We start from the raw sequence: 25,501 nt of genomic DNA, 5'->3' as shown, positions 1-25,501 counted from the left end.
CTCCGTCAGCCCAAAGGTCGTCCTTCGACCTGTCCGAAATGCGCGTGATGGATGAGGGCTGGCCAGCCCGCCCGGGCCACGTCCGGATTGGCGAGATAATAGGCCATCGTGTCGAAATCCGGCCCCGGGTTGCGCCCTTCGAACGCACCTGCCCGGACGTAATGCTCGTCGGCGGGCATACCGCTCTCGGCAACATCGGGATAAGCGGCCAGATACCATCCCTCGTCGAAGAGAGGACTTCGCGCTATGATATTCAACTGATCTTCGACTGTCGGCATGCCCTCTCCAGGACCGTTCCAAGCCATCGCGTAAGTTGCGTGAAGCAGAGCGATTTCCAGATCATGCCGCTTCTGCAAATCTCTGATTTCGGCGCGAAGGATCGCCTGGATTTCCAAATCGCTCTGCTTGGCATCCATCGTCATTTCCGGAACCTCTGCGAAATCACCTCGCGCACCGTCGTTCTCTTCTCGACACGAAACAAGACTTCGATCGTCATAGCCGACCCCGTCCTGCTCAGACCGATCCACGCAAACGACGCAGCCATCTCCGCACGAGATCGCCTTTGGATGGACGGCCAGCAGGGTCCTGCAACGCTTCCCTCAAGTATAGATTGGGCCTTGGTGCCCGGTCATTTACGGCAATTAAGTTGCGTGTAGCCAGCCGACCAAGCGCCTCATCCGAAAAGGCGGGGGTATAATAAATGCAGTCCTCGAAAAAATAATGCGTAACTTGCGACCAGCGCGTGAGCGTGAGATCGGCCTGTGTGCTTCCCCCATGCAGGAGGTTCGCACACCAGATCAATGCCTGGCCTTTTCGAGCGAGAAATGGTTTCTCGACCGCGTTTTCCGCCTCGCAGATCGCGCTCCAAGCGTTAGCAAACGGTGTTTGCGCCGACGCTTCCTCGCTGCCAAATCCCCGACGTCCGATCATGGCATTGCTGATGATAGGCCAGCGATGCGATCCGCGAACGTAGACAAGCGGCCCGGCCTCTGCGGCACATCCTCCATCGCGAGCCACACTCCGCACATGAACCGCTCTGGGAGGCTGGAAAAATGCACGGAGTCTGAATGCGCACGTTGCTGCGTTTCTACGGGGAAATTCAGCGTCTGGAAGGGGAATGCCGTGCGTCCGTATAGCTTACCCAACAAATCCAGGATCGCCTGATTCGAGGCGATCGCACGCACGTCTTCGTCGAAACTCCAGGCGTCCTGAATGCGTCGCTCCCCGCGGGTCTTGTCCGCTGTAGGATCATCAAAGGGGATATCGAAACGCGGCGTCAGATTCGCTTTGATACGTGCTATTCGCGCATCGAGTTCGGAATCGGGGAAATCGATTATCGCATAGCCATTTTCGTTGAGATCCCGGGCCGTGGTGCGCTCCGCCTCGGAAAGGTCCTCCATCTTATCGGAGACGAAGATCGGCGATTCGATGCGCGGTACGCCTGGGAAAATCGCTTCGTTCATCCGTAAATCCCCTGCCTGTAGCGTTATCCTAAAGACCTTCGTAGACAGCGATCGCTTTGCCGACGTCCTCGTACATCGTCGCGACACCATTATGGAGTACAACCGCCCGGTTGCAGTATTGCCGGACTGCCGAAAGACTGTGCGACGCGAGTAGCAACGACCGATCCTTTCGCTTCTCGAAAAATTCGGCCTTGCACTTGTCCTGGAAGTTCTTGTCGCCGACCATGATCACCTCGTCGATCAGATAGCATTCGAACTCGATCGCTAGCGAGAGCGCGAAAGCAAGCCGCGCCCGCATACCCGACGAATAGATCTTCACCGGCATGCGCAGTTGGCTGCCTAGTTCAGTGAATTCTTCGATGAACTCGCGCATCTCGCTGTAGGATTTGTCATATATCCGAGCGATGAAGCGGGCATTGTCGTAACCCGTAAGGCTACCCTGAAATGCACCGTTGAAGCCGAGCGGCCAGGAGCAAGTCATGCGCCGCACGATCTTGCCGGAACTGGGCATTTCGACCCCGCCGATGAGCCGGATCAGCGTGGATTTTCCCGCTCCGTTGCGGCCGAGCACGCCGATCCGATCACGAGGGTTGATGGTGAAATCCACGCCCTTGAGCACCGCCTTGGTCACGTGACCGGTGCGGTAATGCTTATGGACGTCGCGGCAATGAATCATGAGACGGACAGCGTACGACGGACACGACGGCACAGGATGAGCCCGGCAAGCAGGCAGCAAAGCGATACGCCCAGCGCTTTGGAGACATCGTAATAAGGTGTCACGGCGTCACCGAACAATCCGTATCGCATCAGTTCCATCCCGCTGACGAGCGGAGACCACATAAGCGCTTCGCGCACTTCCGGCGACAGCCACGAAGCCATGTTGAAAACGCCTGAAAACGGAATGGAGATATAAACGCTGATCGGCACCAGCTTCTCGACCACTTCCGAAACCTCCGACAGCGGGGCGAGCACGGTACAGATCGAAAAGACGAAGAATACGTAGATCCCCCAGCCGGCGACCAGCGATCCAAGGTTAGCCGGCATCGGAAAGTATCCGAAGAACGACAGCACGATACCGGCGAAGATATAGGCCATCATCGCTCCGATCGCCTCGATCAGCACGCGTACGAAGATGAAGTCCATCACCTTCACTTGACGGTGATAGAGCAGCGCGCTGTTAGCGACGAAGATGCTCGACGACCGGCCGAAGGAATGGCGCAGGAACGTCAGCGGAATGTAGCCGCTCACCACGAACGCGACAACGCTGATGCCATGGCTCACGGGCCCCTTCATGAAGGTCCAGACGATCCCTACGAGCCCCGCGAACAGCAGCGGCTCGACCATGACCCACAAAAACCCGATGTTCTCGCGGCCGAACCGGGTGACCAGCTCGCGAATCATCAAGGCCTTCACGACCTTGACTTGAACCCGCAATCCATCGCTGAAATTCGCCATCGGCTCAGTCGTCCGGCGCGTGCTCGAGTATGCCGACGACCAGCATCCAGCCGACCAGGTACAGACAAAGGCAGACGAACACGACCGCGAGGATATTCGTCAGGCGCGCAGGCAGAATGGCATCGTCGGGACGGTTGGGTTCGACCACGCGCGCAAGGTAATATTGCTGCTGTAGTGCTTCGTTGCGAGCCTGTTCCAGCGTGGCATTCGCTGCCATCAGCATCTGGGAGGCGAACTCCTGTTCGGCGAGCAAGCCTTCGTATCCGCTCATCCGCGAGGCCAAACCGCTGGGCGTGCCGACGGCGCGCCCGGTCTGTTCGGCCACCTGCCGCGCCAACGCGCTAGCCCGTTCACGCAATGCGGGAAGCGACGGGTGGTTCGGCGCTGTACGCTCGACTTCCACGAGTTTCGCCCGCAACGCAGCTTCTTGCGAAATTAACTCATTGGAAACGCTGAGGACGCCCATTCCCTGCTGCTGTGGGTCGAGAATCTCGAACCTGTTGCGATAGTCGCTCAACTGGATGCGCGCATCTCGCACGCGATCCTGCGCCACCTTAACGCGCTCTTCCGCATCGGTAATGGCCTCGGAATTGATCCGCTCGTTCAACCGGTTGACGAGTTGTTCGCTCAAAGCGAGCAGACCTGCGTTCAGCGCCTGCGCATCCTCTGGCCGGAACGCCTCGACCGTAAGGACGGTCAATCCCGTCTGAGCATCGGGTTCGGCGGCGACCCGATCACCGTAATACTGGTAAAGATTTTCAAATGTTCTGGCTTCGAAAGGTTGAGGATATTGGCTGAAGATATCCGCTTCCGGCACCGAATAAGCCGCAGCCACATCGACCCGGCGGGATAGGTCGCGCAATCCATCTCGCGAGCGGATGTAACCGAGAATCTCGTTGTTCTGCTGCGCTCCGCTGCCGAGACCGGTGCTCTGGATCAGGCTGCTCAGCGCGGAAGGCGACTGCGAACGCGAGTCCGGCGCCTTGATGACGAAGCGAGATTCGGACACGTAAACGTCCGACGCGATCAGCCCGTAATAGACCGTCGCCAACAGCGATGGCAGGATAACGAACAGTGCGAACCAACGCCAGCGCCCGAGCCAGTCCTTCACCCGCGCCAGCCTGTCGGTTCGCTCGGCCAATCGCGAGAGTGTGGATTCATATTGCATAATCAGTCTTCTAGACCTGTCAGTCCCGGAGGCAAAAAGGCTGGTGAATTCCGTGCGCTGCTCGCATGCGCCCAACCTTGCCGCCCGCGTCTAGCGCCATTGGCTGGCAAAGCCCAAAGGATTTTCGTTTGGCTCGCATTCACCCATTGTCATCGGGTGTGGCTGAATGCGAAATCGATGACACGATTTGCGGCCATCCGCAGCGAACGCAAGGCCGGACTTGGGCCGCTTCGCAGGGCTTTGACGATATCGGAAAAATCGCGCCACAGGCTCGAGCGTTCGTCGAGCGTGCGATAGATGCGCCAGAACCGGTCTGCACCGAGGACGCGGGGCATCAGGAACACGCCATGATATCCGAAGCTCGTCGCGGGATCGCCGGCGCGTTCTGCGGAGAACCGGTCGGCCAGCGCGGCCGGGGCGAAACGTAGGCCCATGCCTTCCAGCAAGCCCCTGTTGGTGCGGCAGATCGCGAGGTCTTCGGGATGATGCGGCGCGAATTCGGGGGCACGGCAGGCTTCCATCAACCGGCGGCTGCGGAGCGAGAAACCGCCGTTTCCCACATCGCGTCCATCGTCGAACTGGGGCCACCGCGCGCCGATGTAGTCGTAATCGAGAAATTCCTGCTGCCATCGCCCGCCGTCGATCACATGGCCGTCCCACTGCACGATCAGGCAGTGGCTGGTGCGGACGTGATCGACCATTTGGGTGAGCACGAATTGCGAATAGGCTGCGGACGAACCGATCCTGTCGATCCGCACGACGCGAAGATCGGGATGCATGACGGCGCGGATGGCACGGGTGTCGGCATCGGTGAACAGGATAGCCTCACCGAAAGAAGCCTGCGCCAGGCTGGCTTCCATCGCTTCGATCGTGGCTGCCACATTCGATGAACTGACAGCACAAAGCGTCACGTTCGGCAGCGACAGACGTTCGCGCGGCGGAGAAAGCGAAAAGCCGTCTTCGGACATCGCGCCGCGCTTAGGCCGGTCGGTCCTGGCTGGCAATGTCCGGCATCCCGAACATCGCGCGGCAGACGAGATATCTGGTTGAAACAATGGGCCGGCCGACGCAGACTTCTGACAACGCCTTCTTCGTCGGCCAAAGAAGGCGAGGAAGCAGGAGAGAAAAATGAAACGCACGCGCACGATGCTCGCCATTGCGATATCGGGTTTGCTTGCCATGGCGGCATCGGCGGCGGCTCAAACGGCGGAGCCGACCGCCAGGATTGACACGGGTGCGATTTCCGGCACCGCCGAAGGCGACGTGCAGGCCTTCCACGGCGTGCCCTATGCAGCACCGCCGGTCGGCCCGCTGCGCTGGAAGGCGCCGCAACCGCCGACGCCGTGGGACGACGTCCGCGACGCCACGGCCTTCGGCAACGCCTGCCCCCAGCCGCTGCGCGAGGAAGCGTGGGCCCAAGTGGGGGCGCAGAGCGAGGATTGCCTGTTCCTCAACGTCTGGCGCCCCGCTCGCTCCGGCAAATATCCGGTCATCGTGTTTCTTCACGGAGGCGGCTTCACCTTCGGCGCCGCGGGCGTCCCGCTCTACGACGGTACTGCGCTGGCCGCGCGCGGTGCGGTGGTGGTGACGGTTAACTACCGGCTCGGCCGCCTCGGCTTCTTCGCGCACCCCGCGCTCACCGCCGAAGACCCCGACGGTCTGCTCGGCAACTATGCGATGATGGACGCCATCGCCTCGCTGCAATGGGTGAAGCGCAACATCGCGCAGTTCGCGGGCGATCCCGACAACGTCACGATCGTCGGCGAATCGGCGGGCGCCGGGATGGTCCAGTTGCTGATGGGCACGCCCCTCGCGAGCGGTCTGTTCCACAAGGCCGCTTCCCATTCGGGCTCGGGCAGCAGCGTGCTGGCGCCGATACGCGGCGGGCCGGTCAACGCCGAACTGCTGGGCAAGATGTGGACCGATCAGCTTGGCCTGGAAAATGCCACCGCGGCGCAACTGCGCGCGATTCCGGTCGAAGAGGTCATCAAGGGACGGGCTTTCCCGTTCATCGACGGCAAGGTGGTGGTGCGCAGCCCCGGCGAGGCCTTCTACCAGGGCAAGCAGGCCCCCGTCCCGCTGATCATCGGCTCGAATTCGAACGAAGCGACGCTCGGGGGGATGGACGAGGCGGCGGCGCGCGGCGTGCTCGGCGACCGGTTCGATGCGCTGCGCGATGGCTACGTCGAGCTGACCGGGAAGAGCCCCGATGACGCCACCGTGGATCTCGCCGAGGATCTCGGGTTCGTCCTGCCTTCGCTCGCGCTCGCCGACCAGCATGCCAAGGCGGGCAATCGCGCTTACGCCTATTACTTCGATCAGGTCCATGTCGATGGCCGCGGCACGTTGCCCGGCACCGAGCATGGCGGCGAGTTGGAATACCTGTTCGACACCAAGGCCGCCGAGCACGATTGGGATGCGCAGGACCGTTCCGTATCCGATCTGATGGGCGATTACTGGGTCCGCTTCGCCACGACCGGCGATCCCAATGGCGCCGGCGCCCCGCGCTGGCCGGCGGTCGGCACCCCGCCGACCGTCTATCTCCACATCGGCGCGGAAACCCGCGCCGAGCATCTCGGCTCCGTGCAGGAAAAAGCGAAAGCCGCAGCGATGGAGAAGGCGATCGCGCAATGGGCCGCGCCTGCCGCGGACTGAGACGATCGCGCGGCTCGCACACGACCGCATAAACCCCGCCGCTCGCAACGTCTCACAGGAATTCGAAAACTGGCGGAGCGGGTGGGATTCGAACCCACGATACGGGGTTACCGTATACACACTTTCCAGGCGTGCGCCTTCGACCACTCGGCCACCGCTCCGCATGCCTGATCGGGCAGAGGCGCGCACCTAGCTGCGGATCGCGCGGGGCGCAAGCGCCGGACGGTGCGTGCGCTGCGCCGCGATGCGTTCGGAGAGTCCACAGCCGTTCGGAATCATGGTAACCGTTGCCCTGGTGGCAGTGCTGCGCGGATCGGCATTCCCTGCGAACGCTGCCTTCAGAGCCCCTTTCCGCCCCCGAAAACGCGTGGAAAGGGGCTTTTGCTTGCGTGCTTGCGGTGGCAGGTTCGCCAGTATGAGGACCTTCGCCCTGGCAGCCGGCGCCGCCGCGCTCGCACTCGCCCTTCCCGCAACCGCGCAGGACGATGCGCCCGCGCCGCCCAGCCCCGGCGAGATCGCCGCCGCCGCGCCCGCCACGGACTGGACCGCGATCGCGCCCGAGGACCTGCTGGTGATGATGCTGGCCCCCGCGCCCGACGGCATCGAGCGCACGGTGGTGATCCAGCTCATGCCCGCGCCGTTTTCCCAAGGGTGGGTCGAGAACATCCGCACGCTCGCCCGCGCCGGGTGGTACGACGGGATCAGCGTAAATCGCGTGCAGGATAACTACGTCGCCCAATGGGGCGATCCGAACTACGACAATCCCGAAGCGACCGGCGAAGCCAAGCCGCTGCCCGGAGGTTTGCGGACGATGGACGAAGCGGCCTACGTCTACCCGCGATCCATCGACCGCCCACGCGCGCTCGACCCACTGTTCTGGCCACCCAACGATATCCATCGCTGGACCAGTTTTCATGAAGGATTTCCCGTCGCCGGCGTCGGCACGCCTGATACCGAACGCAATTGGCCGGTCCATTGCTACGGCACGGTCGGCGTGGGCCGCGGCATGTCGCCCGACACCGGCTCGGGCGCGGAACTCTACACGGTAATCGGCCACGCGCCGCGCCATCTCGACCGCAACATCGCGGTCGTGGGTCGGGTGATCGAGGGGATCGAGCACCTCTCCAGCCTGCCGCGTGGTTCGGGCGATCTCGGCTTCTACACCGCCGAGGAAGCGGGCAAGCGCACGCCGATCGGTTCGGTCCGGGTCGCCGCCGACCTGCCCGCAGCCGAACAGCCACGGTTCGAATACCTCTCTACGGCAAGCGACAGCTTCGCCCGCTATGCCGAGGCGCGCGCGAACCGGCGCGATCCGTTCTTCATCGTGCCCGCGGGCGGCGCCGACATCTGCAATATCACGGTGCCGGTGCGGCGGGCGGACGAAGCGGGCGGATGACCGGCATCCGCCTGCGCGAGGCCGCGCCTGGCGATGCCCCGGCGATCGCCGCGCTCCACGCCGCGAACTGGCGCGGCGCCTATGCGAACGTGCTCGATCCCGCCTATCTCGCCGGGCCGATCGATGCCGACCGGCTGGCGGTGTGGTCGAAGCGGCTGAGCGATCCGCCCGCCACGCAAGAGGTCGTGCTGGCCGAAGACGAAGGCGACGCGCTGGCCGGTTTCGTCTGCCTCTATCACCGCGAGCACCCCGTCTGGGGCGGGTTCGTCGACAATCTGCACTCGGCCGCCGCCGTTCGGGGGCGCGGTGTGGGCACGGCCCTGCTGCGCGAAGCCGCGCGCCGGATCGCGGCGCGCGATGCTGACGCCGGGCTATGGCTGTGGGTGTTCGAGAAGAACTCGCCGGCGCGCGGATTCTACGAAGCGCTCGGCGCCCGGATCGTCGAGCAGGTGGTGTCGGACTGGGACATTGCCCGCGGCGAAATGCGCCTGCGGTGCCACTGGCCGGACGCGGCACGGCTCGCCGCAGAGCCCGACCCTAGCGCAACCGCTCCATCAGCTCGATGCGGTTGCCGAACGGATCGGCCACGTCGCCACGCGCGTAGCCGTCAAGCGGCTTGCCTTCTGTGAACACGACATCCGCCTCCTCCAGCTGCGCGACGAGCGCACCCAGATCGTCGACCAGCAGCGCGGGATGCGCCTTGCGCGCCGGGCGGAAATCCCGCTCCACGCCGAGGTGGATATGCGCCCCGCCGCCCTCGAACCAGCACCCTCCGCGCGCCGCGAGATGCGACGGCTTGGGCACTTCGGCGAGGCCCAGCGCATCGCGGTAGAACGCGCGCGCGGCATCTTCCCCGCCCTCCGGCATCGCCAGTTGCACGTGATCGAGGCCGATAACGGCTCCCATCAGATTCGCTCGGCCTGGGCGACCGCATCGCTCGCGCGCAAGGCGCTGAGGATGCGGGTGAGGTGCGCCAGATCCTGCACCTCGAGATCGAGTTCGTAGGTCTGGAACGGATTGTCGCGCTGGGTCTGGTCGAGCGCGACGACGTTGGCGTGGTTCTGCGCGAAGATCGCCGCCATCTCGGCGAGCGTGCCCGGCCGGTCGTAGAGGATCACGCGCAGCCGCCCGACCGCGCCCTGCGAGCGCTGCCCCCACGACAGGTCGAGCCAGTCAGCGTCGATCCCGCTTGCAAGCTCGAAGCAGTCGATGGCGTGCACCTCGACGCCCTCGCCCGGCTTGCGCAGGCCGACGATCCGGTCGCCCGGCACCGGGTGGCAACAGGTCGCAAGTTGGAAGCCGACGCCCGGGGTCAGACCGCGGATCGAGATCGCGTGATCGCGCCGCGCCCATTCAGCTTCGCTCGCCATCTCCGCCGTGCAGCCGGGGACGAGAGCCTCCATCACCTCGCGATCGGCCAGCTTGGCCGTGCCGATCGCGTACATCAGGTCTTCCTCGTCTTCCAGTTCGAGCCGGCCGACCGCGTCGCGGATCGCCTTCTTGCCGATCTTGGCGGGCACGCGCGCGGCGATCTCGTCGAACAGCTTGCGGCCGATCTCGGCCACTTCGGCACGTTCCTTCAGCCGCACCGCGCGGCGCACCGCGGCCCGCGCCTTGCCGGTGACGACGAAGCCGAGCCACGACAGTTGCGGTTCGGCGCTCTTGCCCTTGATGATCTCCACCACGTCGCCGTTTTCCAGCCGTGTGCGCAGCGGCATGTGGCGCCCGTTGATCTTCGCGCCCACGGTCTGCGCGCCCAGATCGGTGTGGACGGCGAAGGCGAAGTCCACCGGGGTCGCGCCGATCGGCAACTGGAACAGCGCGCCCTTCGGCGTGAAGGCGAAGATGCGATCCTGGTAGATCGCCATGCGCGTGTGCTCGAGCAGTTCCTCGGCGTCGTGGCTGGCGTCGACGATCTCGATCAGGTCGCGCAGCCAGCCGACCTGCCCGTCGGGCCGGTCGCCCTGTTTGTAAGCCCAGTGCGCGGCCAGCCCGTATTCGTTGGTGCGATGCATCTCGCGCGTGCGAATCTGCACCTCCACCCGCATCGAATTCTCGTAGATCAGCGAGGTGTGGAGCGAGCGGTAGCCGTTGGTCTTGGGAGTGGAGATGTAATCCTTGAACTTGCCCGGGATGAACTGCCAGGTCGTGTGCAGCAGGCCCATCGCGGCGTAACAGTCGGCCTCGCTTTCGCAGATCACGCGGAAGGCCATGATATCGCTCACCTGCTCGAACGGCATGTGGCGCTCGGCCATCTTCTTCCAGATCGAATAGGGGTGTTTCTCGCGCCCCGTCACTTCGACCTTGAGACCCGCTTCGGCGAGCGACTGCTTGATCGCGAGCGCGATCGCATCGACCTGCCCGCCGCCCTGCCGCCGGATCTGCTCCAGCCGGCCGGTGATCGTCTTGTACGCTTCGGGCTCGAGCTGTTCGAACGCGAGCAGCTGCATCTCGCGCATGTATTCGTACATTCCCACCCGTTCGGCCAGCGGGGCGTAGATGTCCATCGTCTCGCGCGCGATGCGGCGGCGCTTTTCGGGGCTCTTGATGAAATGCAGCGTACGCATGTTGTGCAGCCGGTCGCCCAGCTTGACGAGCAGCACGCGGATATCCTCGCTCATCGCGAGCAGGAACTTGCGCAGGTTTTCCGCCGCACGCTCGTTTTCGGGCATCGCCTCGATCTTGGAAAGCTTGGTCACTCCGTCGACCAGTCGCGCCACGTCGGCCCCGAAATGCTCCTCGACGTCCTCGATCGTCGCCAGCGTATCCTCGACCGTGTCGTGGAGCAGCGCGGTGATGATCGTCTCCTGATCGAGCTGGAGATCGGTCATCAGCCCGGCCACCTCGACCGGATGGCTGAAATAGGGATCGCCCGAGGCGCGCTTCTGCGTACCATGCTTGTGCACGGTATAGACATAGGCGCGATTCAGCAGCGCCTCGTCGGCGTCCGGGTCGTAATCCTTGACCCGCTCCACAAGTTCGTATTGCCGCAACATCGCTGGCGACGATGTGAGGATTGCCGGGCCCGCCGCAAGTGTTTTCGTGCACGGCGAAAGCGATTGCATGATGGTATAACGAACGTTATAACACTCGCATGAACGCCACGCTCAAAATCACCCGCATCGGCAACTCCGCCGGAATCATCCTGCCGAAGGAGGTTCTGGCACGCCTGCGCGCGGGCGTGGGCGATGCGCTGTTTCTGTCTGAAGCGCCCGATGGCGTTCGGCTCAGCTCGGTCGACCCGGATTTCGCCGCCAAGATGGAGGCAGCCGAGGCCATCATGCGCGAAGATCGTGATATCCTGCGGGTTCTTGCAAAGTAGGTAATCCGATGGCGGGAGATCGAACCGAGCCGATTTGGCTGGGGAACGACATCGCACTTGCCGTGCACGATCGGCAACTCGCCGAGCATGGCGGAGGGAGCGGCCTGCGCGATGGCGGTGCGTTGGAATCGGCGCTCGCTCGCCCAATCAATCGCTGGTCCTACGGCGAGGATGATCTGTGCGCGCTCGCAGCCGCTTACGCTTTCGGCATCGCGCGCAATCATCTGTTTGCAGATGGCAACAAGCGCACGGCCTGGGTCATCGCGCGACTGTTTCTTCAATTGAACGGCGCGAAAGTCGCATTTGCCCCCAGCAATGCGATAACCACCGTTCTCGCTTTGGCAGCAGGCGAATTGGGCGAGAACGAACTCGCCGACTGGTTTCGTCAGCACATCACCTGAACGGCCCGGCAGCACCGATATCGTTGCATCTACCGCAACACCTGTGCCCCTAATTCCAATTCACGCGGGCGCGCATCTGCGCTAGGGCTCGCGCCCGCGATGTTGCAGGACCTCGACGCCATTCTCCTCGCGCGAATCCAGTTCGCGTTCACCGTCAGCTTCCATTTCATCTTTCCCGCCTTCTCGATCGGGCTGGCCAGCTATCTCGCGGTGCTCGAGGCGCTGTGGCTGAAGACGGGCAAGCAGCGCTACCTCGACCTGTTCAAGTACTGGATCAAGATCTTCGCCGTCGCCTTCGCGATGGGCGTCGTCTCGGGCATCGTCATGTCCTACCAGTTCGGGACCAACTGGGCGGTGTTCTCCGACAAGGCCGGGCCGGTCATCGGGCCGCTGATGGCCTACGAGGTGCTGACCGCGTTCTTCCTCGAGGCCGGCTTCCTCGGCGTGATGCTGTTCGGGATGGAGAAGGTCGGGCGCAAGCTGCATTTCGCCGCAACCTGCATGGTCGCGGTCGGCACGTTCATTTCCGCGTTCTGGATCCTGAGCGTCAATTCGTGGATGCACACGCCCACCGGGTTCGAAATGGGCGCGAACGGCCAGTTCCTGCCGGGCGAAAGCTGGTGGGACATCGTGTTCAATCCCAGCTTTCCCTTCCGCCTCGCACACACGCTGACCGCCGCCTACCTCACCACGGCCTTCGCGGTCGGCGGCGTGGGCGCGTGGCACCTGCTGAAGGACAGCACGAACAAGCACGCGCGCACGATGTTCTCGATGGCGATGTGGATGGCCGCGATCGTCGCGCCGATCCAGGTCGTGGTGGGCGACCTGCACGGGCTCAACACGCTGGAGCACCAGCCGGCCAAGGTCATGGCGATGGAGGGACACTACCAGAGCCATCCCGACGGCGCGCCGCTGATCCTGTTCGGCATCCCCAACAGCGCGGAACAGCGGGTCGACTACGCGGTCGAGATCCCCAAGGCCTCCTCGCTGATCCTCAAGCACGATCCGAACGCGCCGCTCGCGGGGCTGGACACGATCGCGGAGGAAGACCGCCCGCCGGTGGGCATCGTCTTCTGGTCGTTCCGCATAATGGTCGGGATCGGCACGCTGATGGTCCTGCTCGGTCTATGGAGCCTGCTCGCGCGCTTTCGCGGCAAGCTGTTCGAATGGCGCTGGCTGCACCGCGCCGCGCTGGTGATGGCGCCGTCGGGCTTCGTCGCCGTGCTCGCCGGGTGGATCACCACCGAAGTCGGGCGTCAGCCATGGACGGTCTACGGCCTGTTGCGTACGGTGGACAGCGCCAGCCCGCTCGCCGCGCCTGCCGTGGCGACCTCGCTGGTGGCGTTCGTCATCGTCTATTTCGCAGTCTTCGGCGCGGGCGCCTGGTACATCCTCAAACTGATGAGCAAGTCCCCCCATCGCGGCGAGCGCGGGGTCAAGACGGGCGAGCCCGGTCCGATCCGCACCGCCGGAATCACCCCGGGCCCGACGCAGAACCCCGGAGACCCGGACGCGCTGCCGCGCAATCGCGAGGAGGCCGAGTGATGGAAATCGACCTTCCGGTGATCTGGGCCTTCATCATCGCTTTCGCCGTCTTCGCCTACGTCGTGATGGACGGGTTCGACCTCGGCATCGGGGTGCTGTTCCCCAGCTTCGCCGTCGGCGCGGAGCGCGACAGCGCGATGAACTCGGTCGCGCCCGTGTGGGACGGGAACGAGACATGGCTCGTGCTCGGCGGCGGCGGGCTGTTCGCCGCCTTCCCGCTCGCCTACGCGATCGTGCTGCCCGCGACCTATCCGCTCATCATCGCGATGCTGCTCGGCCTCGTGTTCCGCGGGGTCGCGTTCGAATTCCGCTGGCGCGATCCGGCGCACCGCGCGTTCTGGGACCTGGCGTTCAGCGGCGGCTCGATCGTCGCCGCGATGACGCAGGGCATGGTGCTTGGCGCGCTGCTGCAAGGCATCGAGGTGGACGGGCGCGCCTACGACGGCAGCTGGTGGAACTGGCTGACGCCCTACACCCTGCTCACCGGGCTCGGCACCGTCGCGGGCTATGCGCTGCTCGGCAGCACGTGGCTGGTGTGGAAGCTGGAAGGGCCGGCGCAGGCCCATGCGCGGCGCATGGCCGTGCCCGCCGCGATCGCCACGCTGCTGCTGCTCGGCGCGGTCAGCCTCTATACGCCGTTCCTCGAAGCGCAGTATTTCGACCGCTGGTTCTCGATGCCCAGCGTGCTGTTCGCAGCCAACGTGCCGCTGCTGACCGCGATCATCGCGGTGCTGCTGTTCCTCGGGCTGGCGCGAAAATGGGAAGCCGCGCCGTTCTGGCTCAGCCTCGGGCTGTTCCTGCTCGGCATGGCGGGGCTCGGCGTGTCGATGTTCCCCTTCATCGTGCCCGACGAGATCACCATCTGGGACGCCGCCGCGCCCGAACGCAGCCAGTCGTTCATGCTGATCGGCGTGGCGCTCACCATGCCGCTGATCCTCGCCTACACCGCGTGGACCTACTGGGTCTTTCGCGGGAAGGTGGGGCACGAAGGTTACCATTGATGGCCGAGCCGGGGCGGGCGGCCGAGAGCACGCCGCTGTGGCGCCGGCTCGCGTGGATGGCCGCGATCTGGCTCGCCAGCGTGACCGTGCTCGGCGTGGTGGCCTGGCTGCTCAGGTTGTGGATCGCCTGACCTGTTAGTGGGCAGCGTTGTTCGGCGGCGGGATTTTTTCTGGTTCACGCGGAGACGCAGAGGCGCGGAGATCGAGTGCCAGCGGCGCAGCCGCACTCCACCATTAAGGGTGGTAGCAGACGAACTGCGCCGGCTTGAGAATGCCTGCGGCGCTTGGCGCTATTCCTCTGCGTCTCCGCGTCTCCGCGTGAACCAAAAATCCGCTACCCCACCACTGACGCGACGTTCGCGGTTTCAGCCCCCCTCCCAGCCGACCACCCGATCGACCCCGGCGCGCGTAACCGCGTGATAGCCGGGGCGCGTCTCGGCGTAGATGCGCTTGGCGATCGGCTGGCCCCAGTCGCCTTCGCCCATCAGAGTGGCGAACAGCGGGCGGACGAACTTCGCGCGGCCGACTTCGGCGAGGAACGTCTCGGCCTGCGGCACTGCGGGCTGATAGCGATTGGCCAGCGCCAGATCGAGCCACAGGAACAGTTCCTCGTTGTTGCCCGTGCTCGACAACGCGAGTTGGCGGTCGAGCGCGGCGAGCTGCTCGGATGTGCGCTCGCGCGGCAGGTTCTGCAGGAAGCGCTGGCGCTCCGCGGAACTCCACTTGCGCCAGTCGGCGGCGGACGGAACCGCGCCCGAACCCGCATAGCCGCGCGAGGCGGCATCGACCGTGGCGAACGCCGCCGGATCAGGCCGGGCGACATTGGCGGGCAGGCCCGGCGCGAAGATCCATTCGCGCAGGCGCAGGCGCTGCGCCTCGGCCTCGTCGCGCGCGAGGTTGGCGCGCATGTCCTCGTAGATCATGTTCGAGGTCGCAGGCTCGAACGCGTGGTTGTCGAACCACTGGCGCAGCCAGGCGTCGAGCCGCTCGCGCCCGACCTCGTGCTCCAGCGTGCGCAGGAAGGCCGCGCCTTTGTCGTAGACGATCGCGCTGCCCGCGCCCTCGGTGCCGTCGGGCTGGTGCAGCGCGGTGCCCGGCGCATCGGCGCCTACTTCGGCCAGCGTATCCTCGATCGCAGCGAAGCTGAGCGCGGCTTCCTGCTCGGCGCGCTTCTCGCCGTAGATTTCCTCGATGATGCGGTTCTCGAAATAGCTGGTGACGCCTTCGTTCAGCCAGCTGTCGGCCCAGACGGCGTTGGTCACGAGGTTGCCCGACCACGAGTGCGCCAGTTCGTGCGCGACCAGGCCGGTGAGGCTGCGGTCGCCCGCGATGAAGGTCGGCGTGAGGAAGGTCATGACCGGGTTTTCCATCCCGCCGTAAGGGAAGGCGGGCGGCAGCACGATCATGTCGTAGCGGCCCCAGCGATAGGGCCCGTAGAGCGTCTCCGCCTCTTCCACCATGTCCTCGGTATCGGCGACCTCCCAGTGCGCGCGATTGAGGATCGCCGGCTCGGCCCACACGCCGGTGCGCCGGCCGATGGCGCGGAAATCGATGTCGCCCGCGGCGATCGCAATCAGATAGGGTGGCACCGGCTTATCCATGACGAACGTGAACGCACGCCGCCCGTTGCCGAGATCTTCCGGCTCGCCCTGCCGCACGCCCGACATCACCACGTCGAGCGGTTCGGGCGCGGTGATCCGCGCTTCCCACGTCTGGCGGATGCCGGGGCTGTCCTGCGTCGGGATCCAGCTGCGGTTGAGGATCGCCTGCCCCTGGCTGAACAGGTACGGATATTGGCCGCCCGCGGTCTGCTCCGGGCTCAGCCATTGCAGCGCGTCGGCTTGCGGGTTGGCGGTGTAGTAGATGGTGATCTTGCGCGCGTTGCCGATCGTCACCGTCAGCGGGGCGCCCTTGCCCTCCACCGTCTCGCCGATATCGAAATCGAGCTCGTTGCCGCGCGCGTCGACCACCCGGCTGACCTGCAACCCGTCACTGTCGAGCACGATCTGCGAGGCGTCGTCGCGCGCGAGAATATCGAGCGTCGCCATGCCGCCCACGCTCTTGCGCTCGAAATCGAGCGCGAGGTCGAGATCGACATGCGTCACCCGCGCCACCTGCGGCTGCGCGAAGGTGGAGGTGTCGAGCGCATCGGGCGTCGTCAGGATCGGCGCGACCATCCGCTCGCCCGAGGCTGCGGGCGGCTGCGTGCCCATCGTGGTGCAGGCGGTGGTGGCGAGCAGCAGCGAAAGTGCGGCGGCGACAGGACGCATGGAAATTCTCCCCGTTGGCATGTGCCCCTCCAAACGGCGGTGACCGGCGGAAGTGCCGGGGCACGAAAGGTTTTCGTATAGTTCGGCGCGGCGGTCAGTTCCACTCCGCCTGCGGCGGCAGGCTCATCAGGATCGCATCGATATTGCCGCCGGTCTTGAGGCCGAACAGCGTGCCGCGATCGTAGACGAGGTTGAATTCGGCGTAGCGGCCGCGCCATTCGAGCTGGGCGCGCTTGTCCTCCGGCGTGAATTCGGCACCCATCCGGCGGCGCACCAGCTTCGGGAACACCGCGAGGAAGGCGCGGCCGACGTCCTGCGTGAACGCGAAGTGGCGCTCCCACGCCGCCGCGCCCCCATCATCGCCGTCGCATTCGAGGTGATCGTAGAAGATCCCGCCCACGCCGCGATGCACGCCGCGGTGAGGGATGAAGAAGTAATCCTCCGCCCACTTACTGAAGCGATCGTAATAGGTCGGGTTGTGCCCCGCGCAGGCGGCGCGGAAGGCGGCGTGGAATTCCTGCGTGTCCTCGTCGTAGGGGATCGGCGGGTTGAGGTCCGCGCCGCCGCCGAACCACGCCTTTGCGGTGGTCAGGAACCGGGTGTTCATGTGGACGGCGGGCACGTGCGGGTTGGCCATGTGCGCGACCAGGCTGATGCCGGTGGCGGTGAACTCGGGGCTATCCTCCGCCCCGTGGATCGTGCGCGCGAATTCGGGCGCGAAGGCGCCGTGGACGGTCGAGACGTTGACGCCGACTTTCTCGAACACCTGCCCCTTCATCACCCCGCGCACCCCGCCGCCGGGGTTCGCGTTGCCCTCTTCCTCGCGCGCCCAGGGAATGTATTCGAACGCGGCGTCCGAGCCGGCTTCGCGCTCGATCGCCTCGAATTCGGCGCAGACCTGGTCGCGCAGGGTCTCGAACCAGTCCTTCGCGCGGGCGGTGTGGGGTTGCCAGTCGGTCATCGTGCGAACCCTTGCCAAAGCGCCGGGGACACGGCAAGAGCGCGGCATGGTTCCCCTTTCGTTCGCAGGCGAGGAGTTCGCCCTGACCGGCGGCAACGCGCTCTACTGGCCGCGCGAGCAGGCGCTGCTGGTGGCGGACCTGCATCTGGAGAAGGCGAGCTTCTACGCCCGCCACGGCCAGATGCTGCCGCCCTACGACAGCCGCGAGACGCTGGAGCGCGTGGCGCTGGCGATCCGCGAGACGGGCGCGCGCCGCGTCTATACGCTGGGCGACAATTTCCACGACAGCCACGGCAGCACGCGGCTGGAGGAACACGCGGCCGGAATGCTTGCGGCGCTGACGCGCGCGACCGACTGGGTGTGGATCACCGGCAACCACGACCCGGCGATGGAGGCGCGCAGCGGCGGCACGATCGCGGAGGAACTGGAGATCGCCGGGCTGATCCTGCGTCACCGCGCGCTGGGCGGCGAGACGCGGCCCGAGCTGTCGGGCCATTACCACCCGCGCCTCCAGCTCACCGTGCGCGAGCGGCGCATCCGCCGCCCCTGCGCGGTGGTGGCGCAGGGCGCGGGCACCGGCGGGCGCATGATTCTGCCCGCGTTCGGCGCGCTGACCGGCGGGATGGACGCCGCCGATCCGGCGATCCGCAGCGCCATGCAGCCTGCCCAGCGGATCGACGCGGTGTTGCCCGTGCGCGGCAGGCTGGCGCAATTCCCGCTCTGGCGCAGCGCCGCATAGCCGTCCCCCCTAGCGAATCTTCGCCGATCCGCCTACATGGGCGGCTGGAATAACGGCAACACTCAGGAGACTGCCCCATAGCCCGTCCCCCTCGGCGCTCGCTGCAACCGCCCGTGAAAAGCGGCCCGCGCTTCGACAACATGATTCAATCCGACAAGGTTCGCGTGATCGACCACGAGGGCGAGAATCTGGGCGTGATGTACACGCGCGAGGCGATCGAACAGGCGGCCGAGGTCGGCCTTAACCTGGTCGAGGTGTCGCCCAACGCCGATCCGCCGGTGTGCAAGTTCCTCGACGTAGGCAAGTACCGCTACGAGGCGCAGAAGAAAGCGAACGCCGCGCGCAAGACGCAGAAGACCCAGGATATCAAAGAGGTCAAGATGCGTCCCAACATCGACACACACGATTACGACGTGAAGATGCGCAACGTGAACAAGTTCATCGAACAGGGCGACAAGGTGAAGGTCACGCTGCGTTTCCGCGGGCGTGAGATGGCGCACCAGCAGCTCGGCATGAACCTGCTCAAGCGCGTGCAGGACGATGTCGAGGAAATCGCCAAGGTCGAGGCATTTCCCCGCCTCGAAGGGCGCCAGATGCTGATGGTGCTTTCACCGCGCTGAGCCGCACCGCCGACCGGCGTTCACTCCACCCGGAAATCGAGGATCGTGAAGCGCGCGGGCGCGGTGGCGAACACGCCGTGCCCGCGCCCGCCGCGCGATCCCAGCACGAAGCCGACGCGCGAGGCGTTCGCGAGCGATGCGGCGAAGTCTTCGGGCGCCTGCGTCCGCGTGGCGCTGTGGACCGATTTCCATTCGGCATCGAGCGGCACCGAGACCTCGTGCGTCCCCGGCGTTAGCGGTGCCATCGTCGCGGCCGGAGCGTACCAGCGATAGGTGCCGTAGCGGCCCCGCGCGCTCCAGTCGTCGCCGCGGCGCTGGAAATAGAGCGTCAGCTCGCCTGCCAGCCGGCGGTCCTGCTGCGACAGCACGCGCACGCCGGGCTCGCCGTCGATGCGATAGCGCAGGACGATGCGCTCCGCCCCGGTGAGCGGCCCGGTCGCGCGCGTTACGTAATGCACGTGCCCTTCGCGCGGGCTGGGCGAAGGGATGTCGAACACCGCGGCCCCGCCTTCGTGGCGCGCGCTGGCGGGCATGCCCGGCGACAGGCTTCGCCCGCGCACGATCGGTCCGATTTCCCATGCGGCCGCCTCGGCGGGTGCGGCATGGGCGGGTGCAGGCACGGGCACCGCCGCCATCAGCAGCGCGGCGAGCGAGGTGGCAAGGGCGAGGAAGCGCAACATGCAGCGCATCTGCCACTGCCCGGTTTATCCTTCGCTTAACCGCCGGTTCGGCGCTCCGACAGGATTTCGCGGCGGAACGCCCGCGAACCGCCCGGCGGTGGCGGAACCGCACGGCTGGCCGGACGGTTGGTCGGGCATTCCCAATATCGCAGGATTTGCCATGAAATACCTCCCGGCCCCCGCCATTTCCCTCCTGGCCGTTCCCCTGTTGCTCGCCGCTTGCGGCGACCCCGGCCCCTCCTCCGAGGCCGCGCCCGATACTGCGCCCGAAGCGCCTGCACCTTTGCCGGAAACACCGGCGCCGGCACCTTCGGCGGACATGCCCGACGACGGCAGTCCCGACCTGACTCCGGCCGAACTGGTCCCCGAGGCCGAGAAAGGCGAAGCCGGCGCGCGCAACGTGCTGTTGAGCTTCGCCCGCGCGATCGAATTGAAGGAATTCGGCCAAGCCTACGCCATGCTCAGCGACGCGCAACGCCAGAACACGACCCGCGCCGAGTTCGCGCGCATGTTCGACGGCTTCGGCGAGATCACCGTCGCGGTTCCAGGCGGAACGAGCGAAGGCGCGGCCGGCTCGATCTATTACGAAGTGCCGACCACGATCACCGGCAGCAACGGCCAGACGCTCACCGGCACCACCGTGCTGCGCCGCGTGAACGATGTCCCCGGCGCGACCGCCGAGCAACTGCGCTGGCACCTCGACCGCTTCGACGTCGCGCCCGGCTGACCGCGCAAGATAACGGTTGCGCGCCCCGCGCGTGCGTTTCACTGTGCCGCGGGGACGACCTCCGGCAAGCGGAGGCGCTAGGGGAGCCGGGCATTTGAGCGCAAGGCGGATCGGGCTGGCCATCGGCGTGGCGGCGCTTGCCGCGAGTATTGTCCTCCCTCCGCCCGCGGGCATGCCGCGCGAGGCGTTCGTCATGGCCGGGCTCGTGCTGCTGATGGCGGCGTGGTGGATGACGGAGGCGATCCCGCTCACCGCCACCGCGCTGATGCCCTTCGTGGTCATGCCGCTGGCCGGGGTGATGGGCGCCGCGGACGCCGCCAGCGCCTACTACGAACCGATCCTGTTCCTGCTGCTGGGCGGCGCGTTCATCGCGCTCGCCATCGAGCGCACCGGGCTCCACCGGCGGTTGAGCCTCGCGATTCTGCGCTCGGTCGGCGGCGGCGGCAAGAGCAGCTCGGCGCGGCTGCTGCTCGCCTTCATGGTCAGCGCAGCACTGCTCTCGATGCTGATCTCGAACACCTCGACCGCGCTCATCATGATGCCGATGGCGCTGGCGGTGCTCGCGGGTGGGGGTATCAGGTTCTCGAACAGCGAAGCGATAGGACCAACTGGAGCTTCGTCCTCGAGCAGCGAAGCAATAGGGGAAACGGCTAACACCGAAGGTCTCGCGGGCGCGCTGCCGATGGGCATCGCGTTTGCCGCCAGCATCGGCGGGCTCGGCACGATCGTCGGTTCGCCGACCAACGGGATCGCGGTCGCGCTGGTCGCCAACATGACCGGAACGCAGATCACCTTCGCCCAGTGGATGATCTACGGCGTTCCGGTTGTGATCCTCGGCATCCCGCTCGCCGCATGGATCATCGCGCGCGTGCAGCGGGTGGCCGAACACCCGTTCGACATCGACGCCGCGCGTGCCGCGATCGACGACCACTTGCCGTGGACCAGCGCGGAAAAGCGGCTCGTGCCGGTGATCGCGATCACCTTCGCGCTCTGGCTCACCCAGCTTCTCGTCGCACCGCTGCTGCCCGCGAACTCGTGGACCGACGGGACGATCGCGATCATCGCCGCGCTCACGCTGTTCGTGCTGCCCGACGGCACCGGTCGCCCGCTGCTGCTCTGGAAGGAAGCCGACCGTGCGCCGTGGGGCGTAATCATGATGTTCGGCGGCGGGCTGGCGCTGGCCGCGGGGATGCAGGCCTCCGGCCTCGCCGACTGGCTGGGGCAGGCACTGCTCCCGCTCGAGGCGCTGCCGCTGGTGGTCGTCGCGCTGGCGATGGTGGCGATGGTCGTGCTGATCACCGAATTCGCCAGCAACGTCGCCACCGCCAGCGCGATCATCCCGGTCGTCGCCAGCCTCGTCGTCGCGCTCGGGGCCGATCCGGTCCTGCTCGCGATGCCCGCCGCGCTCGCGGCGAGCTGGGGCTTCATGCTGCCGGCGGGGACCGGGCCCAACGCGATCGCCTGGTCGACCGGACATATCCGAATCGAGCGCATGGTCGGGGCGGGCGTGCTGCTCGATATCGCCGGAATATTCCTGATCGTCGCATGCGTCTGGGGGATGGCCGCGCTCGTCGGCTGACGCGTGTTGAAAATCGCCCCGCCCGGCGATATTCGCCATCGCCGTTACGGCATCCATGCGGAGAGGCGTTCCTGCGGAGGTTAGGAGCGGGCGCCGCGTGGCCCGCCATTCGGCTCCTGCCTTCCTGGGAGCGTGACGCAAGGAAGGACATCCCATGCCCGACGCGATCGATTCCATCGACAAGCCCACTCCGCGCCGCAACCCGAAGCCGGAGGTCACCAAGATCGACGGCCGTCAGTTGAAGCCCAGCACACTGATGATGGGCCACGGCTACGAGCCGACACTGTCCGAAGGTTCATTGAAGCCCCCGATCTTCCTCACCAGCACGTTCGCGTTCGAGAGCGCGGCGGCGGGCAAGCGCCACTTCGAAGGCATCACCGGCCTGCGCCCCGGCGGCGCCGAAGGCCTCGTCTATTCGCGCTTCAACGGGCCGAACCAGGAAATCCTCGAAGATCGTCTCGCCATCTGGGACGGGGCGGAGGATGCGCTGTCGTTCTCCAGCGGCATGACCGCGATTTGCGTGCTGATGCTGGCCTATTGCTCGGCGGGCGACGTGATCGTCCATTCGGGCCCGCTCTACGCCGCGAGCGAAGGCTTCGTCGCCAAGGTGCTGTCGAAGTTCGGCGTGACCTACATCGATTTCCCGGCGGGCGCGACGCGCGAACGGCTTGACGCGGTGCTCGCCAGGGCGAAGGCGCAGGCCGACGAAAACGGCGGCAAGGTCGCGATGATCTACTTGGAGAGCCCCGGCAACCCGACCAATGCGCTGGTCGACGTGGAGGCCGTGCGCGACGCCCGCGACGCGGCGCTCGACCCGGCGATAACCCCGATCGCGATCGACAACACCTTCCTCGGCCCGCTGTGGCAGCGCCCGCTCGACAACGGGGCGGACATCGTCTGCTATTCGCTGACCAAGTACGTCGGCGGCCATTCCGATCTCGTCGCGGGCAGCGTCGCGGGCGCAAAGACATGGATGGACCCGGTGCGCGCGCTGCGCAACACGATGGGCGGCATCGCCGATCCCAACACCGCGTGGATGCTGCTGCGTTCGCTCGAGACGGTCGAACTCAGGATGCAGCGCGCGGGCGAGAATGCGGCGAAGGTCTGCGAATACCTCGCCGGGCACGCCAAGGTCGAAGGGCTCGGCTACCTCGGCACGATCAAGGACGCGCGCCAGCAGGACATCTACGAGCGGCACTGCTCGGGCGCGGGGTCGACCTTCTCGCTGTTCATCCGCGGCGGCGAGGCCGAATGCTTCCGCTTCCTCGACGCGCTGAAGGTCGCCAAGCTCGCGGTCAGCCTCGGCGGCACGGAGACGCTCGCCAGCCACCCCGCCTCGATGACGCATCTCTCGGTGCCGCAGGGGCGCCGGGCGGAGCTGGGCATTTCGGACAACCTCGTGCGCATCTCGATCGGGATCGAGGACGCGGACGACCTGATCGCCGATTTCGAACAGGCGCTGGAAGCGGTCTGACAGCCGTGCGCCGGGTCGGCTTCCTCGCCTGCGCGGAAACGCTGCCCGGTTCGGCCCCGCGGCGCGGCGACGCTTTCGAGCACGATCTCGAGGTCGCCGCGCTGCGGCCCGCCTTCGCCGATCGGGGCATGGACCTGGTGGAGATCGACTGGCGCGCGCCGCTGGCCGATTTCGACGGGCTGGCCGCGGTGCTGCTCGGCACGGCGTGGGACTATCAGGATAGCGCGGCGGAATTCGTCGCCCGGCTCGATGCGCTGGCGGCGCGCGGCGTGGCGGCGTGCAACCCGCCCGAGGTCGTGCGCTGGAACCTCGACAAGCGCTACCTGCGCGCGCTCGCCGATGCCGGTGTGACCGTGATCCCGACGAAATGGCACGATGATCCGGGCCGCGCCGAGATCGTAGCCGCGATGGATGCGTTCGCCGTCGACCGCGTGGTGGTGAAGCGGCAGGTCGGCGCGGGTGGCCTCGGCCAGCACAGCTTCACGCGCGACGCCTTGCCGGATGAAGGCTGGCGCATGGGCCGCGCGGCGATGATCCAGCCGTTCCTGCCCGCGATCGAAAGCGAGGGCGAATTCACCTTCGTCTTCATCGGCGGGCAGTTCTCGCACGCGGTCCAAAAGCGCCCGGCGACCGGCGAATACAGGGTCCAGTCGCTGTTCGGCGGCGCCGAAGCGGCCCATTACCCGAGCGAGCAAGACCTCGCCACCGCGCAAGCCGTGATCGCTGCGCTCCCCTTCGCCGACCTGCTCTACGCCCGCGTCGACATGGCCCGCCTGCCCTCGGACGAACCGGCGGTGATGGAATGCGAACTGATCGAGCCGTATCTCTATCCCGACCAAGGTCCCGAACTGGGCGAACGACTGGCCGAAGCGCTGGTGGAGCGGTTGGAACTGGCGCGCCTTCAGTAGGCGGCGATCGTTTCCTCGTTCTCGGCGCTCCGCCCGCGCGTGGGCATCTGGAAGAGGACGCGGTCGACGCATCCCGTCATGCCGCTGGTCGAGGCCGGCAACTTCGCCATCGCCAGCATCTGCACCGCCTGTTTGCCGAAGTCTTCGCTCGGTTGCGCGTCGATCACTTCCACGTTCCCGATGTCGCCCCACGTGGCGACGTCGTAGCGCACGATCGCCCAGCCCTCGATCGCCCGGCGGCGATAGGCGTCGGGAAGGATCAGCCTCGGCGGTTGGGTAAATCCCGCCCTATCGGAGCATGCTGCGCTTTCCGCCATCTCCGGCGCATCGCGCGACGGCATCGCAGGCGCCTCCAGCACGGCCGGGGCCAGCCAATAAGGGTATCGGCACCCGGTGCGCGAACCTTCCGTGAACCGGGAATCGCCGACTGCCTCCAGCGCCGCTTGGTCGAGCGCCGCGTTGCCCGTGCCGGTGACGATCCGCGTGGCGATCGGCGCGCCCGCGGCGTCGAGATCGTAGCCCACCATCGCCCAGTCTCGCGCGCCCGGGGTTCTGCGGATCGCCTCGAAATCGGGATAGGCCCGCAGCAGCGGCGCGGGGAATGGACGTTCGATGCAATTCCCGTCGCCCCCGATCCGCTCGGACGCTTCGCGCGGCAGCCGCTGTGCGCCCGGGTTCATGGTGTAGGACACGAGTTCGGGCACCGGCGCGGCGGACAGACTGGCGGTTTCGGGCGTGAAGGTGACGATGCACCCGGCGCGCGCGCGTCCGAGGGCAAACCGGCTGGCCGCCAGCGCGGGCGCGACATCATCGACCATGCGATCATTGCCCTCACCGATCTTCGCGATCGACCGGGTGCGGCCGCGCGAATCGATCTCGAAACCGTAGGTGACGGCCTCCGGCTTCAGTCCCCCTTCCAGCACCAGTCGGTTGAGCGGGCGACGGAGCGCTTCGGGTTGGGCGACGCCGTCGTTGCAGCGGGCCTCGCCGGCGCGCCATGTCAGCAGCAGACGCTGGTTCTCCCCGGCGACAGGCGAGGCGACGATCGGCGGCGGCGGCGTGCGGGCAGCCGCCGTGCCCGTCGCTCCGCTCGCCAGCGCCAGCGAAATCGCAATCCATCCTCTCATCGTATGTCCC

The 25,501-nt window shown here is 66.2% G+C and carries 27 protein-coding genes and 1 tRNA gene; 14 read left to right on the top strand and 14 right to left on the bottom strand.

The window, feature by feature from the left end; all coding sequences use genetic code 11:
* Positions 1-5 precede the first annotated feature (5 nt).
* The 7 genes from ACE3QC_RS11405 to ACE3QC_RS11375 all read right to left on the bottom strand — a co-directional run bounded on the left by ACE3QC_RS11405 (position 6) and on the right by ACE3QC_RS11375 (position 5,267).
* Entirely contained in the window at positions 6-422 is a 417-nt protein-coding gene (locus tag ACE3QC_RS11405; RefSeq protein ID WP_374408319.1) for a hypothetical protein, read from the bottom strand.
* Positions 423-513: 91 nt separating this feature from the next.
* Positions 514-1,017, bottom strand: coding sequence for a phytanoyl-CoA dioxygenase family protein (locus tag ACE3QC_RS11400; protein WP_374408317.1), 504 nt, complete (start codon positions 1,015-1,017; stop codon positions 514-516).
* Entirely contained in the window at positions 927-1,463 is a 537-nt protein-coding gene (locus ACE3QC_RS11395; protein WP_374408315.1) for a hypothetical protein, read from the bottom strand. The genes ACE3QC_RS11400 and ACE3QC_RS11395 overlap by 91 nt, the downstream gene beginning before the upstream one ends.
* Before the next feature lie 28 nt (positions 1,464-1,491).
* Positions 1,492-2,139, bottom strand: coding sequence for an ABC transporter ATP-binding protein (locus tag ACE3QC_RS11390; protein ID WP_374408313.1), 648 nt, complete (start codon positions 2,137-2,139; stop codon positions 1,492-1,494).
* Positions 2,136-2,918: an ABC transporter permease gene (locus ACE3QC_RS11385; protein ID WP_374408311.1), complete on the bottom strand. Its 783-nt coding sequence runs from the start codon at positions 2,916-2,918 to the stop codon at positions 2,136-2,138. Before ACE3QC_RS11385 ends, ACE3QC_RS11390 begins: the two co-directional genes overlap by 4 nt.
* A 4-nt stretch (positions 2,919-2,922) precedes the next feature.
* A complete protein-coding gene (locus ACE3QC_RS11380; RefSeq protein ID WP_374408309.1) occupies positions 2,923-4,086 on the bottom strand; it encodes a capsule biosynthesis protein in 1,164 nt (387 codons plus the stop codon).
* A 149-nt stretch (positions 4,087-4,235) separates the two neighbouring features.
* Complete coding sequence (locus tag ACE3QC_RS11375; RefSeq protein WP_374408307.1) at positions 4,236-5,267, bottom strand: DUF5672 family protein; 1,032 nt, start codon at positions 5,265-5,267, stop codon at positions 4,236-4,238.
* On the opposite strand from ACE3QC_RS11375, the gene ACE3QC_RS11370 reads away from it, so the two are divergent.
* Positions 5,266-6,741, top strand: coding sequence for a carboxylesterase/lipase family protein (locus tag ACE3QC_RS11370; RefSeq protein ID WP_374408305.1), 1,476 nt, complete (start codon positions 5,266-5,268; stop codon positions 6,739-6,741). The genes ACE3QC_RS11375 and ACE3QC_RS11370 overlap by 2 nt on opposite strands.
* Before the next feature lie 70 nt (positions 6,742-6,811).
* On the opposite strand, the gene ACE3QC_RS11365 is transcribed toward ACE3QC_RS11370, so the two are convergent.
* Positions 6,812-6,902 (bottom strand) — tRNA-Ser (locus tag ACE3QC_RS11365).
* Positions 6,903-7,156: 254 nt separating this feature from the next.
* On the opposite strand from ACE3QC_RS11365, the gene ACE3QC_RS11360 reads away from it, so the two are divergent.
* Both ACE3QC_RS11360 and ACE3QC_RS11355 read left to right on the top strand, forming a co-directional pair.
* The gene (locus ACE3QC_RS11360) at positions 7,157-8,137 is read left to right on the top strand and encodes a peptidylprolyl isomerase (RefSeq protein ID WP_374408303.1); all 981 of its coding nucleotides are present in this window, start codon (positions 7,157-7,159) and stop codon (positions 8,135-8,137) included.
* Positions 8,134-8,766, top strand: a complete 633-nt coding sequence (locus ACE3QC_RS11355) for a GNAT family N-acetyltransferase (RefSeq protein WP_374408301.1) — start codon at positions 8,134-8,136, stop codon at positions 8,764-8,766. Before ACE3QC_RS11360 ends, ACE3QC_RS11355 begins: the two co-directional genes overlap by 4 nt.
* Here ACE3QC_RS11355 and ACE3QC_RS11350 read toward each other — a convergent pair.
* A complete protein-coding gene (locus tag ACE3QC_RS11350; RefSeq protein ID WP_374408299.1) occupies positions 8,675-9,043 on the bottom strand; it encodes a VOC family protein in 369 nt (122 codons plus the stop codon). The two genes, ACE3QC_RS11355 and ACE3QC_RS11350, sit on opposite strands and share 92 nt — an antisense overlap.
* Positions 9,043-11,133, bottom strand: a complete 2,091-nt coding sequence (locus ACE3QC_RS11345; RefSeq protein ID WP_374408297.1) for a bifunctional (p)ppGpp synthetase/guanosine-3',5'-bis(diphosphate) 3'-pyrophosphohydrolase — start codon at positions 11,131-11,133, stop codon at positions 9,043-9,045. Before ACE3QC_RS11345 ends, ACE3QC_RS11350 begins: the two co-directional genes overlap by 1 nt.
* 98 nt (positions 11,134-11,231) lie before the next feature.
* Between ACE3QC_RS11345 and ACE3QC_RS11340 the strand changes: the two genes are divergently transcribed.
* The 5 genes from ACE3QC_RS11340 (at position 11,232) to ACE3QC_RS11320 (ending at position 14,537) form a co-directional block, all read left to right on the top strand.
* Positions 11,232-11,459, top strand: coding sequence for an AbrB/MazE/SpoVT family DNA-binding domain-containing protein (locus tag ACE3QC_RS11340; RefSeq protein WP_374408295.1), 228 nt, complete (start codon positions 11,232-11,234; stop codon positions 11,457-11,459).
* An 8-nt stretch (positions 11,460-11,467) separates the two neighbouring features.
* Positions 11,468-11,860: a type II toxin-antitoxin system death-on-curing family toxin gene (locus ACE3QC_RS11335; RefSeq protein ID WP_374408294.1), complete on the top strand. Its 393-nt coding sequence runs from the start codon at positions 11,468-11,470 to the stop codon at positions 11,858-11,860.
* Positions 11,861-11,959: 99 nt separating this feature from the next.
* Complete coding sequence (locus ACE3QC_RS11330) at positions 11,960-13,405, top strand: cytochrome ubiquinol oxidase subunit I (RefSeq protein ID WP_374408292.1); 1,446 nt, start codon at positions 11,960-11,962, stop codon at positions 13,403-13,405.
* Positions 13,405-14,406 carry a cytochrome d ubiquinol oxidase subunit II gene (gene cydB / locus ACE3QC_RS11325; protein ID WP_374408290.1) on the top strand — a complete coding sequence of 334 codons (1,002 nt, stop codon included), beginning with the start codon at positions 13,405-13,407 and terminating at the stop codon, positions 14,404-14,406. The genes ACE3QC_RS11330 and cydB overlap by 1 nt, the downstream gene beginning before the upstream one ends.
* Entirely contained in the window at positions 14,406-14,537 is a 132-nt protein-coding gene (locus ACE3QC_RS11320) for a DUF2474 domain-containing protein (RefSeq protein ID WP_374408289.1), read from the top strand. The genes cydB and ACE3QC_RS11320 overlap by 1 nt, the downstream gene beginning before the upstream one ends.
* A gap of 234 nt (positions 14,538-14,771) precedes the next feature.
* On the opposite strand, the gene ACE3QC_RS11315 is transcribed toward ACE3QC_RS11320, so the two are convergent.
* A complete protein-coding gene (locus tag ACE3QC_RS11315) occupies positions 14,772-16,676 on the bottom strand; it encodes a M1 family metallopeptidase (RefSeq protein ID WP_374408287.1) in 1,905 nt (634 codons plus the stop codon).
* 94 nt (positions 16,677-16,770) lie between these two features.
* Positions 16,771-17,637 (bottom strand): oxygen-dependent coproporphyrinogen oxidase, encoded by an 867-nt coding sequence (hemF, locus tag ACE3QC_RS11310; protein WP_374408285.1) that lies wholly within the window; start codon positions 17,635-17,637, stop codon positions 16,771-16,773.
* Between the two features lie 46 nt (positions 17,638-17,683).
* On the opposite strand from hemF, the gene pdeM reads away from it, so the two are divergent.
* Both pdeM and infC read left to right on the top strand, forming a co-directional pair.
* Positions 17,684-18,376, top strand: a complete 693-nt coding sequence (gene pdeM / locus ACE3QC_RS11305) for a ligase-associated DNA damage response endonuclease PdeM (RefSeq protein ID WP_374408283.1) — start codon at positions 17,684-17,686, stop codon at positions 18,374-18,376.
* Between the two features lie 140 nt (positions 18,377-18,516).
* The gene (infC, locus tag ACE3QC_RS11300) at positions 18,517-18,996 is read left to right on the top strand and encodes a translation initiation factor IF-3 (RefSeq protein WP_374408281.1); all 480 of its coding nucleotides are present in this window, start codon (positions 18,517-18,519) and stop codon (positions 18,994-18,996) included.
* Positions 18,997-19,016: 20 nt separating this feature from the next.
* Here infC and ACE3QC_RS11295 read toward each other — a convergent pair whose 3' ends face one another.
* On the bottom strand, positions 19,017-19,685 hold the full coding sequence (locus ACE3QC_RS11295; RefSeq protein ID WP_374408279.1) for a hypothetical protein: 669 nt from the start codon (positions 19,683-19,685) through the stop codon (positions 19,017-19,019).
* 151 nt (positions 19,686-19,836) lie between these two features.
* Between ACE3QC_RS11295 and ACE3QC_RS11290 the strand changes: the two genes are divergently transcribed.
* The 4 genes from ACE3QC_RS11290 to ACE3QC_RS11275 all read left to right on the top strand — a co-directional run bounded on the left by ACE3QC_RS11290 (position 19,837) and on the right by ACE3QC_RS11275 (position 24,364).
* Positions 19,837-20,403 (top strand): hypothetical protein, encoded by a 567-nt coding sequence (locus ACE3QC_RS11290; protein WP_374408277.1) that lies wholly within the window; start codon positions 19,837-19,839, stop codon positions 20,401-20,403.
* Between the two features lie 94 nt (positions 20,404-20,497).
* Complete coding sequence (locus ACE3QC_RS11285) at positions 20,498-21,982, top strand: SLC13 family permease (protein WP_374408276.1); 1,485 nt, start codon at positions 20,498-20,500, stop codon at positions 21,980-21,982.
* Between the two features lie 154 nt (positions 21,983-22,136).
* Positions 22,137-23,456 carry a cystathionine gamma-synthase family protein gene (locus tag ACE3QC_RS11280; RefSeq protein ID WP_374408274.1) on the top strand — a complete coding sequence of 440 codons (1,320 nt, stop codon included), beginning with the start codon at positions 22,137-22,139 and terminating at the stop codon, positions 23,454-23,456.
* Positions 23,457-23,461: 5 nt separating this feature from the next.
* Positions 23,462-24,364, top strand: a complete 903-nt coding sequence (locus ACE3QC_RS11275) for a RimK family alpha-L-glutamate ligase (RefSeq protein ID WP_374408272.1) — start codon at positions 23,462-23,464, stop codon at positions 24,362-24,364.
* Here the strand turns inward: ACE3QC_RS11275 and ACE3QC_RS11270 are convergent.
* Complete coding sequence (locus ACE3QC_RS11270) at positions 24,358-25,491, bottom strand: energy transducer TonB (protein ID WP_374408271.1); 1,134 nt, start codon at positions 25,489-25,491, stop codon at positions 24,358-24,360. The two genes, ACE3QC_RS11275 and ACE3QC_RS11270, sit on opposite strands and share 7 nt — an antisense overlap.
* Positions 25,492-25,501 lie beyond the last annotated feature (10 nt).

Origin of the sequence: Pelagerythrobacter sp., assembly GCF_041912895.1 — a bacterium.
Lineage (GTDB): Bacteria > Pseudomonadota > Alphaproteobacteria > Sphingomonadales > Sphingomonadaceae > Pelagerythrobacter.
Note: the sequence above shows the minus strand (reverse complement) of the source record. Positions and strands in the feature narration are given on the sequence as shown.